This window comes from Streptomyces sp. NBC_01506 (genome assembly GCF_045040295.1).
In the GTDB taxonomy this organism is placed as follows: domain Bacteria; phylum Actinomycetota; class Actinomycetes; order Streptomycetales; family Streptomycetaceae; genus Streptomyces.
This window is the reverse complement of sequence record NZ_CP109422.1, coordinates 1,604,079-1,616,217: the sequence shown is the minus strand read 5'-3', so window position 1 is coordinate 1,616,217 and position 12,139 is coordinate 1,604,079. Positions and strand designations below refer to the sequence as shown.

The 12,139-nt window shown below is 70.9% G+C and carries 9 protein-coding genes; 7 read left to right on the top strand and 2 right to left on the bottom strand.

Going from position 1 to position 12,139, the window contains the following annotated elements; genetic code table 11:
• The first annotated feature begins 153 nt into the window (after window positions 1-153).
• From OG329_RS06740 to OG329_RS06720, 5 genes are all read left to right on the top strand, one after another.
• Window positions 154-1,044, top strand: coding sequence for an FAD binding domain-containing protein (locus tag OG329_RS06740; RefSeq protein ID WP_405793408.1), 891 nt, complete (start codon window positions 154-156; stop codon window positions 1,042-1,044).
• Between the two features lie 2 nt (window positions 1,045-1,046).
• Window positions 1,047-1,655, top strand: a complete 609-nt coding sequence (locus OG329_RS06735; RefSeq protein WP_405793407.1) for a (2Fe-2S)-binding protein — start codon at window positions 1,047-1,049, stop codon at window positions 1,653-1,655.
• A gap of 2 nt (window positions 1,656-1,657) precedes the next feature.
• The gene (locus tag OG329_RS06730; protein WP_405793406.1) at window positions 1,658-4,117 is read left to right on the top strand and encodes a xanthine dehydrogenase family protein molybdopterin-binding subunit; all 2,460 of its coding nucleotides are present in this window, start codon (window positions 1,658-1,660) and stop codon (window positions 4,115-4,117) included.
• A 219-nt stretch (window positions 4,118-4,336) separates the two neighbouring features.
• Window positions 4,337-5,800: an NCS2 family permease gene (locus OG329_RS06725; protein ID WP_405793405.1), complete on the top strand. Its 1,464-nt coding sequence runs from the start codon at window positions 4,337-4,339 to the stop codon at window positions 5,798-5,800.
• Between the two features lie 51 nt (window positions 5,801-5,851).
• Complete coding sequence (locus OG329_RS06720) at window positions 5,852-7,003, top strand: XdhC family protein (protein WP_405793404.1); 1,152 nt, start codon at window positions 5,852-5,854, stop codon at window positions 7,001-7,003.
• A 162-nt stretch (window positions 7,004-7,165) separates the two neighbouring features.
• Here the strand turns inward: OG329_RS06720 and OG329_RS06715 are convergent, their stop codons facing one another.
• Window positions 7,166-8,641, bottom strand: coding sequence for a serine hydrolase domain-containing protein (locus OG329_RS06715; protein ID WP_405793403.1), 1,476 nt, complete (start codon window positions 8,639-8,641; stop codon window positions 7,166-7,168).
• Window positions 8,642-8,780: 139 nt separating this feature from the next.
• Here OG329_RS06715 and OG329_RS06710 point away from each other — a divergent pair, with 139 nt between their 5' ends.
• Together OG329_RS06710 and OG329_RS06705 are read left to right on the top strand one after the other, a co-directional pair.
• Window positions 8,781-10,001: a sensor domain-containing protein gene (locus tag OG329_RS06710; protein ID WP_405793402.1), complete on the top strand. Its 1,221-nt coding sequence runs from the start codon at window positions 8,781-8,783 to the stop codon at window positions 9,999-10,001.
• Entirely contained in the window at window positions 9,992-10,639 is a 648-nt protein-coding gene (locus tag OG329_RS06705; protein WP_405793401.1) for a response regulator, read from the top strand. The genes OG329_RS06710 and OG329_RS06705 overlap by 10 nt, the downstream gene beginning before the upstream one ends.
• A 48-nt stretch (window positions 10,640-10,687) precedes the next feature.
• Here the strand turns inward: OG329_RS06705 and OG329_RS06700 are convergent, their stop codons facing one another.
• Window positions 10,688-11,842, bottom strand: a complete 1,155-nt coding sequence (locus tag OG329_RS06700) for a lactonase family protein (RefSeq protein ID WP_405793400.1) — start codon at window positions 11,840-11,842, stop codon at window positions 10,688-10,690.
• Window positions 11,843-12,139 lie beyond the last annotated feature (297 nt).

The window sequence follows — 12,139 nt, the reverse complement described above, 5'->3', positions numbered from 1 at the left end:
CCGGAAGCCGCCCAGCCAACTCCTTCATGGTTTCGGTGACTGCACCGGACGGAGCACGGCCGGTGTACTTGGGCCACACAGCGTTAACAGCTAGTGAATATCCGTATGAGACAACCAGAGACAACCAGACATCTCGAATGAAGAGGGCCACCTATGGACTTCCTTCGCCCCGCAAGCTGGGAGGAGGCGCTTGCCGCCAAGGCCGAGCACCCCACCGCCGTACCCATCGCGGGTGGTACCGATGTCATGGTCGAGATCAACTTCGACCACCGGCGGCCCGAGTACCTCATGGATCTGGGCCGCATCGGTGAATTGGAAGAATGGGCGGTCGGCGAGGAGCACGTCCGGCTCGGCGCCTCCGTCCCGTACACCCGGATCATGGAGCACCTGCGGACCGAGCTGCCCGGACTCGCGCTCGCCTCGCACACCGTCGGCTCGCCCCAGATCCGCAACCGTGGCTCCGTCGGCGGCAACCTCGGCGCCGCCTCGCCCGCCGGTGACGCGCACCCCGCGCTGCTGTCCGCCGGTGCCGAGGTCGAGGTCGAGTCGGTACGGGGTGTCCGCCGCATCCCCGTCGAGGAGTTCTACACCGGTGTGAAGCGCAACGCGCTGGCCCCGGACGAGCTGATCAGGTCCGTCCTCATCAAGAAGGCGTCCGGGCCGCAGCAGTTCTCCAAGGTCGGCACGCGCAACGCGATGGTCATCGCGGTCTGCGCGTTCGGCATCGCCCTGCACCCCGACACGCGCACCGTGAAGACGGGCATCGGCTCCGCCGCGCCCACCCCGCTGCGCGCCCGCGTCGCCGAGGACTTCCTCAACGCGGCTCTGGAGGAGGGCGGTTTCTGGGAGAACGGCAAGATCATCACCCCGTCGGTCGCCAAGCAGTTCGCCGACCTCGCGGCGGGCGCCTGCAACCCGATCGACGACGTGCGCGGCACCGCGAAGTACCGCCGCCACGCGGTGGGCATCATGGCCCGCCGCACGCTCAACTGGACCTGGGAGCAGTACCGGGCCACCGGCACCACGCTGGAAGGAGTCGCATAGCGATGCGCGTGAACTTCACGGTCAACGGCCGTCCGCAGGAGGCCGACGACGTCTGGGAGGGCGAGTCCCTGCTCTACGTCCTGCGCGAGCGCATGGGTCTTCCCGGCTCCAAGAACGCCTGCGAACAGGGCGAATGCGGCTCCTGTACGGTCCGCCTCGACGGCCTGCCCGTCTGCGCCTGCCTCGTGGCGGCGGGCCAGGCCGAGGGCCGTGACGTGGTCACCGTCGAGGGCCTGGCGGACTTCGCCGACCACCGCGCGGAGCACGGCGGTCGCGGTACGCAGGACGCGCCCGCCACCTCGGCCCCGCCCGGCATCTCGCTCGACGCGGCCAAGCGGTGGGGCGCCAAGGGCGGCACCGACTCGCAGACCGGCGAAGGCGGTCAACTCGCCCCCATCCAGCAGGCGTTCATCGACGCGGGCGCCGTGCAGTGCGGCTTCTGCACCCCCGGTCTGCTGGTCACGGCCGACGAGATGCTGGAGCGCAACCCCTCGCCGTCCGACGCGGACATCCGCGAGGCCCTGTCCGGCAACCTGTGCCGCTGCACCGGCTACGAGAAGATCCTCGACGCCGTCCGCCTCGCCGCCGCCCGGCAGTCGGAGGCGGTCTGACCATGGCGACAACCAAGGCAACAGCCAGGACCCCAGCCAAGGCGACACCCAAGGCAGCAGCCAAGGCAGCAGCCAAGGCGACCACCACCGGTACCCCCACCGACATCACACAGGGCTCCCAGACCAGGGGCGGCGTCGGCGAGTCCACGCTCCGCCCCGACGGCACCCTCAAGGTCACCGGCGAGTTCGCGTACTCCTCCGACATGTGGCACGAGGACATGCTGTGGGGCCACACCCTGCGCAGCACCGTCGCGCACGCCGAGATCAGATCGATCGACACGGCCGAGGCGCTGGCCACCCCCGGCGTCTACGCGGTCCTCACCTACGACGACCTGCCGACCGAAGTCACCCGGTACGGCCTGGAGTTCCAGGACACCCCCGTCCTCGCCCACGGCAAGGTCCGCCACCACGGCGAACCGGTCGCGCTCGTCGCCGCCGACCACCCCGAGACCGCGCGCCGCGCCGCCGCGAAGATCCGGATCGACTACGCCGACCTGCCGGTGGTCACCGACGAGGCGTCCGCGACCGCCGACGGCGCGCCGCTGGTCCACGAGCACCGCGACGACCACCACGCCGGGCACGTACCGCACCCGAACATCGTGCACCGCCAGCCCATCGTGCGCGGCGACGCCGACGAAGCGGCCAAGCGTGCCGACGTCATCGTCTCCGGCGAGTACGTCTTCGGCATGCAGGACCAGGCGTTCCTCGGCCCGGAGTCCGGCCTCGCCGTGCCGGGCGAGGACGGCGGCGTCGACCTGTACGTCGCCACGCAGTGGCTGCACTCGGATCTCGGCCAGATCGCGCCCGTCCTCGGCCTGCCCGAGGACAAGATCCGTATGACGCTCTCCGGCGTCGGCGGCGCCTTCGGCGGCCGTGAGGACCTGTCGATGCAGATCCACGCGAGCCTGCTGGCCCTGCGCACCGGCAAACCGGTCAAGATCGTCTACAACCGGTTCGAGTCCTTCTTCGGGCATGTCCACCGCCACCCGGCGAAGCTCTGGTATGAGCACGGGGCCACCAAAGACGGCAAGCTCACGCATCTGAAATGCCGGATCGTGCTGGACGGCGGCGCGTACGCCTCCTCGTCCCCCGCCGTCGTCGGCAACGCCTCCTCCCTCTCCGTGGGCCCCTACGTCGTGGAGGACGTCGACATCGAGGCCCTGGCGCTCTACACCAACAACCCGCCCTGCGGCGCGATGCGCGGCTTCGGAGCCGTACAGGCGTGCTTCGCCTACGAGGCGCAGATGGACAAGCTCGCCGCCGAGCTCGACATGGACCCGGTGGAGTTCCGCCGGCTCAACGCCATGGAGCAGGGCACGCTCCTGCCCACCGGCCAGCGCGTCGACTCGCCCGCGCCGGTCGCCGAGTTGCTGCGCCGCGTCAAGGCGCGTCCGCTGCCGCCGGAGCGCCAGTGGCTCGCGGCGGGCGAGGCGCCCGACGTACGGGCGCTGCCCGGCGGACTGTCCAACACCACGCACGGCGAAGGCGTCGTACGGGGTGTGGGCTACGCGGTCGGCATCAAGAACGTCGGCTTCTCCGAGGGCTTCGACGACTACTCCACCGCCCGGGTGCGGATGGAGGTCATCAACGGCGAACCGGTCGCCACCGTGCACACCGCGATGGCGGAGGTCGGCCAGGGCGGCGTCACCGTCCACGCGCAGATCGCCCGTACCGAACTGGGCGTCGCGCAGGTGACGATCCAGCCCGCCGACACCCGTGTGGGGTCCGCCGGTTCGACGTCCGCGTCCCGTCAGACGTATGTCACGGGCGGCGCGGTCAAGAACACCTGTGAGCATGTCCGCGAGCGGGTCCTTCAGATGGGCCGCGTCAAGTTCGGTACGTACCACCCCGCTTGGGCCACGGCCGAGTTGCTGCTCGAGAGCGGCAAGGTCGTCACCGACGGCGGCGAGGTGCTGGCCGATCTGGTGGATGTCCTCGAAGGCGAGTCGGTCGACCTCGAGTTGGAGTGGCGGCACCGCCCCACGGAGGCGTTCGACCTGCGTACGGGGCAGGGAAACGGCCATGTCCAGTACTCGTTCGCCGCGCACCGCGCGGTGGTCGAGGTCGATACGGAGCTGGGCCTGGTCAAGGTGGTCGAGCTGGCCGTCGCGCAGGACGTCGGCAAGGCGCTCAACCCGCTGTCCGTCCTCGGCCAGATCCAGGGGGGCACCACCCAGGGCCTGGGCGTGGCGGTCATGGAGGAGATCATCGTCGACCCGAAGACCGCGAAGGTGCGCAACCCGTCCTTCACGGACTATCTGATCCCCACCATCCTCGACACGCCGACGATCCCCGTCGACGTACTCGAACTGGCCGACGAACACGCGCCGTACGGGCTGCGTGGCGTCGGCGAGGCCCCGACCCTGTCGTCAACTCCCGCCGTGCTCGCGGCGATTCGCGATGCGACGGGTCTGGAGCTGAACCGGACGCCGGTACGGCCGGAGCATCTGACCGGCACGTGAGCGGCACGTGAGCGGCACGCTCCGGACACGGCCCACAGCGTGTCCGGAGCGCCGGCCGCCGCACCGCTCGCGGCGGCAAGGCACCACTTCGCAACACCCTTGTACGACAACCCAGTTCGCCTCGGGCCGTCCCCCGGGTCGTGCAGCCCACGCACCATCCCAAATCCCGCATCTGAAGTCTTCTCGCGGGTGCCCCTGTGAACCTTGGGAGTAGGCATCATGACCCAGCAGTCCGTGCAGCCCGGGACAACAACCGCCGAGGACGCCGGCTCCGGCTCGCGTCCCCCGGCCGGAAGGTCCTGGCTCGACCGGTATTTCCACATATCCCAGCGGGGATCCACCGTCGCGCGTGAAGTGCGCGGTGGCGTCACGACCTTCATGGCCATGGCGTACATCCTGCTGCTCAACCCGCTCATCCTCGGCGGTAAGGACGCCGCGGGCAATGTGCTCAGCCAGCCCGCGCTGATCACCGCCACCGTCGTCGCGGCGGCCGTCACCACGCTGCTGATGGGCTTCGTCGGCAAGGTGCCGCTCGCCCTCGCCGCCGGTCTGTCCGTCTCCGGCGTCATCTCCACACAGGTCGCGCCCCACATGACATGGCCGCAGGCCATGGGCATGTGTGTGATGTACGGCGTCGTGATCATGCTGCTGGTCGTCACCGGCCTGCGCGAGATGATCATGAACGCGATCCCGCTCGCCCTCAAGCACGCGATCACGATGGGCATCGGTACGTTCATCGCGCTGATCGGCCTGGTCAAGGCGGGCTTCGTGCACGCCTCGCAGGGCGGCGGACCCGTCACCCTGGGCCCGGCGGGGGAGTTGGCCGGCTGGCCGGTCCTGATCTTCGCCGTCACCCTGCTGCTGATCTTCATGCTCCAGGCGCGTGAGGTGCCCGGCGCGATCCTGATCGGCATCGCCGTCGGCACGGTCGTCGCCGCCGTACTGAACGCCGCCGGTGTCATCGGCGCCAAGGCATGGGCGAGCGGACCGCCAGAGCTGACCGGCAGCGCCGTCTCCATGCCGGACTTCTCGCTGTTCGGGGACGTCGAGTTCGGCGGCTGGGGCGAGGTCGGCGCGATGACCGTCGGCATGATCGTCTTCACGCTCGTACTCGCCGGCTTCTTCGACGCGATGGCCACCATCATCGGCGTCGGTACGGAGGCCAAGCTCGCCGACGACAAGGGCCGGATGCCCGGCCTGTCGAAGGCGCTGTTCATCGACGGCGCGGGCGGTGTCATCGGCGGTGTCGCGGGCGGCTCCGGCCAGACCGTGTTCGTGGAGTCCGCCACCGGTGTCGGCGAAGGAGCCCGTACCGGCTTCGCCTCCGTCGTCACCGGCCTGTTCTTCGCCGCGTGCCTGTTCTTCAGCCCGATCACCCAGATCGTGCCCGGCGAGGTCGCGGCGGCGGCCCTGGTGGTCATCGGCGCGATGATGATGCAGAACGCCAGGCACGTGGACTGGAACGACCGCGCCGTCGCGATCCCGGTCTTCCTGACCGTGGTGATCATGCCGTTCACTTACCAGATCACCGCCGGGGTCGCCGCCGGTGTCATCTCCTACGTCGCCATCAAGATCGCCCAGAGAAAGGCCCGGGAGATCGGCGCGTTCATGTGGGGACTGGCCGTGATCTTCCTCGTCTTCTTCGCGCTCCACCCGATCGAGGGCTGGCTCGGCGTGAGCTGACGGGCACCGACCCTCCGCACATCCGATACTGAGAGACCAGAGGAGGCCGACATGCTGGACATCGCCGAAGAACTGAACCGGTGGGTCGGGCAGGGACGTGACTTCGCCGTGGCCACCGTCGTGGCGGTCGGCGGCAGCGCGCCCCGGCAGCCCGGCGCCGCCCTCGCCGTCGACAGCGAGGGCACGGCGATCGGCTCGGTCTCCGGCGGATGTGTGGAGGGCGCGGTCTACGACCTGTGCAGGCAGTCCCTGGACGACGGCGAGACCGTCCTGAAGACGTTCGGCTACAGCGACGAGGACGCCTTCGCCGTGGGCCTGACCTGCGGCGGCGTCATCGACATCCTCGTCACTCCGATCCGCGCCGACTCTCCCGGCCGGGCCGTGTTCGCCGCCGCGCTGTCCGCCGCCGCCTCGGGCGAGGCGGCGGCGGTCGCCCGGCTCACCGACGGGCCCGCCGAGCTACGGGGCCGAGCACTCCTCGTACGCCCCGGGGGAGCGTACGAGGGGACGCTGGGCGGCCACCCGGCACTGGACGACACCGCGGCGGGCGAGGCCCGCGCCCTGCTGAACGCGGGCCGTACCGGCACCGTCACGATCGGCGAGGACGGCTCGCGCTGCGGACGCCCGCTGACGCTCCTCGTCGAGTCGAGCGTGCCCGCCCCGCGCATGATCGTCTTCGGTGCGATCGACTTCGCGTCCGCCCTGGTCAGGGTCGGGAAATTCCTCGGCTACCACCTCACGGTGTGCGACGCCCGCCCCGTCTTCGCCACCCGCGTCCGCTTCCCGGACGCCGACGAGATCGTCGTGGACTGGCCGCACCGCTACCTGGCGTCGACGCAGACCGACGGCCGTACGGTGCTCTGCGTCCTGACCCACGACGCCAAGTTCGACGTCCCCCTGCTGGAACTCGCCCTCAAACTGCCCGTCGCCTACGTCGGCGCCATGGGCTCCCGGCGCACGCACCTGGACCGCAACGAACGGCTGCGCGCCGTCGGCGTCACCGAACTGGAGCTGACGAGACTCCACAGCCCCATCGGCCTGGATCTCGGCGCGCATACGCCCGAGGAGACCGCGCTGTCGATCGCCGCCGAGATCGTCGCGAACCGGCACGGCGGCACGGGCGTCTCCCTGACCGGCGCGCACACCCCGATCCACCACGAGGACAGCCGCGCTCCCGCGCGCCGTATCGGCTCCGTCGCCTAGGTCCTGTCCGGCGGATCTTCGGGGATCAGGCCGGGGCGGCTGGTGCGGTGCATCGCAAGGCGGAGGATCATCCTCGTACTGGACGTACTTGGATGACTCCGACCAACGCAGGGAGGTGCCGTGCCAGGCGTCCCGGACCCCCGAAGATCCGCCGGACAGGACCTAGTGCTTGCTGCTTGTCCTCAATCGCCGGATCCGCACACCCCGCGCCACGATCACCACGGCCGACGCCAGGGCCGCCGCCGCGACGCACACATACAGCGCGGGCCACACGTACAGCACCTGGTCGAGCGTGCCCTCGCGCCCCATCAGCAGCCCCACCAGCTCCGGGAGCAGCGGGAAGAGGGCCACCAGGACCGTGTACGGCACCGCCCGAAGCCCCGCACGCCACAGCGGGCGCCCGGCCGCGCGCCGCGCCCACCCCGCCGCCCGTACGGTGCCGAGCGTGCCCAGCCCCAGAGCGAGCAGCGTCAGCGCGGCCAGGACATAATCGGCCGTCATCGTGAACGGCTTCTCGATCCGCGCCGGCCGGCCCTCGGCCAGATCCCGCAGGCCGTCCGCGATTCCCGCGCTGTCGTCGCCGGACACCATGCCGGTGTTGCTGACGACGGCGATGCCGATCTTCCGCTCCGGGAGCAGGATCTGGATGGCGTTGTGGGTCAGCAACTGACCGGTGTGCTGGAGCGGCGGCGGCCCGTCAGCTTCACCGGCCTCGCCGAGCGACCAGCCCATCGCGTACACCTCGCCCTTCGGCGGCGTGTGCATGATGTCCAGGCTCGTCGCCGAGACGACGCGTCGCCCGTCCGCGCCGACACCGCCGTTGTTCTGTGCGATCAGCCAGCGCGCGAGGTCGTCGGCGGTGGTGACCACCCCGTGCCCGCCCGCCGTGAACCAGCGCGGATGCGACCGCTCGACCACGCGGCCGTAGGCCCGTACGTACCCCCGCGCGTCCTCGGGCATATCGGTCGTGGAGTCCACCGAGCGTGAGTCCGTCATCCCCAGCGGGGCGAACACCCGCGTACGGAGGCGGTCGGCGAACGGCTCCCCGCCGACCACCTCCACCAGCCGGGCCGCGACGAAGTAGTTCGGGTTGTGGTAGCTCCAGCGAGTCCCCGGCTCGGCGGCGAGACGGGCGCCGCGCATCCGGGCGACCGCGCCCTTGAGCGTGTGCGCCTGCGGCAGCGTCAGATCGGGGAAGGCCGAATCTGCCATGCCGGACGTCTGGTTGAGCAACTGCCGCACGGTGATCCGCGCGGCCCGCTCGTCGGCCATGGTGAACTCCGGCAGATAGCTCCGTACGGGCCGGTCGAGGTCGACCTTCCCCTCCTCGGCCAACTGCATGACGGCGAGCGCGGTGATGGACTTGGAGAGCGAGGCCACGGGGACCGGGGTCCGCCCCGTCATCGTCCGCCCGCCGGCGCTGTGCCCGTATCCGGCGGTGTGCATGACGTCGTCGCCCCGGGTCACGGCCACGACGGCGCCGGGCAGCCCGGTCTCGTCCAGGTAGTCGTTCATGAAGCGGTCTATCGCGGCGGGTGTGAGGGTGGGTGGGGGTAGGGCGGTCGCGGGGGTCGGTTCCGCGAGCGCGGTGGGGGCGGACCCCGCAAGCGCCACGAGGGTGAGGCCGAGCGCAACCACCAGGCCCTGTTTCCTTGTTCTGATCCACATGCCGGTCATCCCACCCCCCACCGGGGGTCCGGCACATTGGCATACGCCGGAGTACGAAGGTAGTGCTGGTCCTACTGTCCGGATCCCGGCCCCCGGCTACGGTCGGTGTGTGCAGCACACAACAGCCTGGCGGGCCGTCTCGCGGAGCCCGTGGAAGTTCCTCACCTCGGCCTGGCCCTGGCGGTCGTTCCTCTACCTCCTGTCCGGCGGTGTCTTCGGCGCGCTCGTCCTGGTGGTCCTGCTGGCGATGACCCTCGCCGGTGTCGTCTCCCTGGTGGTGGGTGTCGGAGCCGTCATCCTGCTCGGGGTGAGCCTCTCCGGCATCGTCGTCAGCCGGGTCGAGCGCCGGCGGGTGCGTCTGATGGACCCCGACCCGCTCCCCGATCCGCACCGCCCGCCGGCCGGACCGGGACTGCGCGGCTGGCTGGCCACCCGGCTGCGGGAGCCCGCCACCTGGCGTGAACTGGGCTTCACCGCCGCGTCGTTGGCCGCCATGTGGTGGATGGACGCGCTGGTACTGGGGCTCTCGCTCGCCGTCCCGGTGCTGCTCGCGATCTCACCCGTCGACGATCCGGACGCCTGGCCGCTGGTGGTCGTCGCGGTGCTCCTGGTGCCGGTCGCGCCGTACACCATCACCGTCTGGGCGGGGGCGCGAGCCGCCATGACCCGTGCGATCCTCGCGCCGCGCGACGGCGAACTCGGCCAACAGTTGACCGAGATACGGGCCTCCCGGGCCCGGCTGGTCGGCAACTTCGACGCGGAGCGCCGCCGGATCGAGCGGGACCTGCACGACGGCGCCCAGCAGCGGCTCGTCTCGCTCAACGTCCAACTGGGCATGGCCCGGCTGGACGCGGATCCGGGCTCGTCCGTCGCCCGGCAGCTCGACGCCGCGCAGGAGCAAGTCGCGCTGGCCGTCAACGAGTTGCGGGAGCTGAGCCGGGGTGTGCACCCCAAGGCGCTGACCGACCACGGACTGCCCGAGGCGGTCGGCAATCTCACCGTCCGCTCGGCCCTGCCGGTCACCGTGGACATCCAACTGCCGCACCGGCCGCCCGCCGCCGTGGAGAGCGCCGCGTACTTCGTCGTCGCCGAATCCCTCGCCAACGCGACCAAGCACAGCGCGGCCACCCGCGCCGAGGTCCACGCCCGGCTGCACGCCGACGTACTGACACTGAGCATCACCGACAACGGCGTGGGCGGCGCCGATCCGGCGGCCGGGACCGGGCTGACCGGCCTCGCCGACCGGGTCGCTGCGGCCGACGGCAGACTCCGTATCTCCAGCCCGGCGGGCGGACCGACCCTGCTCCACGTGGAGATCCCATGCCGCTGACTGTCGTGCTCGCCGAGGACTCCCCGCTGATGCGGGACGGCCTGGTCGGCGTCCTCACCCGGTTCGGGCACCGGCTCGCCGCCGAGGTCGGCGACGCGAACAGCCTCGTCACGGCCGTCCGTACGCACCGGCCCGACATCGTCGTCACCGACATCCGCATGCCGCCGGACCACTCGGACGACGGCCTGCGCGCGGCGGTCGCCCTGCGCCGTGAACATCCCGCGCTGCCCGTGCTGGTGCTCAGCCAGTACGTCGAACAGTCCTACGCCGCCCGCCTGCTCGACCTCGGCAGCAACGGCGGTGTCGGCTATCTCCTCAAGGACCGGGTCAGCGCGGTCACGGAATTCGTCGACGCGGTCACCCGCGTCGCCGCCGGTGAGACCGTGGTCGACCCGGAGGTCGTACGCCAACTCCTGCACCGGCGGCAGGATCCGCTCCGGCGGCTCACCCCCAGGGAGCGCGAAGTGCTCTCACTGATGGCGGAAGGGCGGGCGAACGCGGCGATCGCACGCCATCTGTATGTGACGGAGGCGGCGGTCAACAAGCACGTCAGCGCCATCCTCCAGAAACTTGACCTGCACGTGGACGGCGAGGGCCACCGCCGTGTCCTCGCCGTCCTGGCGTACCTGCGCGCGTGATCCGTGTGCGGGTCAGGTGGGTCAGGTGGGTCAGGCGTGTCGGGCGTGTCAGAGGACGACGATGCCTTCGCCGCCGACCGCGTCGGGTACCGGCGTGGTGCTGATCTTGGTGAGGGAGCCGTTGGCGTTGACGCGGAATCCGTCGACCGCTCCCTTGCCCCCGGTCTGTACGTACAGGTAGCGGTTGTCGGGCGAGACGGCGGCGTCCACGGTGCCCGCCCCGGTCGGGGTGTTGCCGAGCGCTTCGAGGTGCGCCCCGCGGTTCTGCCAGAAGCCCGAGAGCGTGTTGCTGCCGGCGTTGGAGACGTAGAAGCGGTCCCCGGCCCGGACGATCCAGCAGGTCGCCTGCTGGCCGGTCGCGATGTCGTCGAGGAGCGTGACATCGCCGCGCTTTTCGATGCGGAAGGTCAGGACGGTGTTGGGGCCGGCGTCGGCGACGACGAGCCGCTCACGTCGGTCGAAGGTCACGCCGAAGGGTACGGAGCCGGCCTTGCTGTTGACGACGGGCTTGGCCGCCGGGGCTCCCGTACGGTCGAGGTGGAAGACCTCGATGCTGTTGCCGCCCGCCTTGGTGGTGACGACGAGCCGCGATCCGTCGGGGGTGAAGGCGACCTGTCCGGGGGTGTGCGTGAACTCCGGTGCCGTGCCGGTGTCGAGGTGCAGGGCGCGGTGCCAGGTCTTGACCCGCTCCAGCCCCTTCGTGGTGAGCCGGTACCCCTGGATGGAGCCGCCCTTGCGTGCGTTGAGGACGTAGACGCGGTCGCCGTGCGTGGTGACGCTGACGGGGAAGGTGCCGCCGGAGGAGATGACCTGCTTGCGGTGGAGCCGTTCCCCGTCGACCGCGAAGACGGTGAGGGTGTTGCTCCCGGCGTTCACGGCGTAGAGCAGCCGGTGCTTGGCGTCGTAGGTCAGCGACCCCTGCGAGGCGAGGTGGTCCACGACGGAGCCGGCCAGCACCCCGCCCTTGCCGTCGGTCGCGTAGACGCCGCGCTTGTGGAGGGTGCCGTCGGGGGCGCGGTGGTAGGCGACGATCTTGTTGCCGCGCACGTCGTCGGTCTGGACGAAGACCGGGCCCCGGGAGTCCTTGGGGTGCCGGTCCTGTTCTGCGGACGCCGAGGCGGGTGCGACGGCGAGCGTCGCCACGGAGGCGGCGACCGCGACGGCGATCTTGAGCGTGCGGGCGAGCTTGGGCAGGCTGTTCATGGTTCCCCTGGTGAGGTGGGCGCGATCGCGAGAGAGACCTGACTGCCGGCCATGACGGCGGCAGGGCAGGTGAGTTCCCAGGGATGGTCGGTCAGCCGCTGCCGGGACGGGCGGAGCGGCCCGGCGTGGCGTCTCGTACGAGTGAACCGCTCGACTCCGAACAGCCCCTGATCGCGGCCACCTGCCGCAGCGCGCGGGCGCGGGCGCGGTCCCGGCCCCGCCGGGCACTCGCGTGAAGGTCGCACATCGGCGGGGTGTCGGTCGAGTGTGTCCTGAATCACCCGTTACGTTCTGCGC

Coding starts and splice junctions, on each gene's coding strand:
- OG329_RS06700 (WP_405793400.1), bottom strand. CDS start 11,842: ATGAACAGCCTGCCCAAGCTCGCCCGCACGCTCAAGATCGCCGTCGCG.
- OG329_RS06705 (WP_405793401.1), top strand. CDS start 9,992: ATGCCGCTGACTGTCGTGCTCGCCGAGGACTCCCCGCTGATGCGGGAC.
- OG329_RS06735 (WP_405793407.1), top strand. CDS start 1,047: ATGCGCGTGAACTTCACGGTCAACGGCCGTCCGCAGGAGGCCGACGAC.
- OG329_RS06730 (WP_405793406.1), top strand. CDS start 1,658: ATGGCGACAACCAAGGCAACAGCCAGGACCCCAGCCAAGGCGACACCC.
- OG329_RS06725 (WP_405793405.1), top strand. CDS start 4,337: ATGACCCAGCAGTCCGTGCAGCCCGGGACAACAACCGCCGAGGACGCC.
- OG329_RS06720 (WP_405793404.1), top strand. CDS start 5,852: ATGCTGGACATCGCCGAAGAACTGAACCGGTGGGTCGGGCAGGGACGT.
- OG329_RS06740 (WP_405793408.1), top strand. CDS start 154: ATGGACTTCCTTCGCCCCGCAAGCTGGGAGGAGGCGCTTGCCGCCAAG.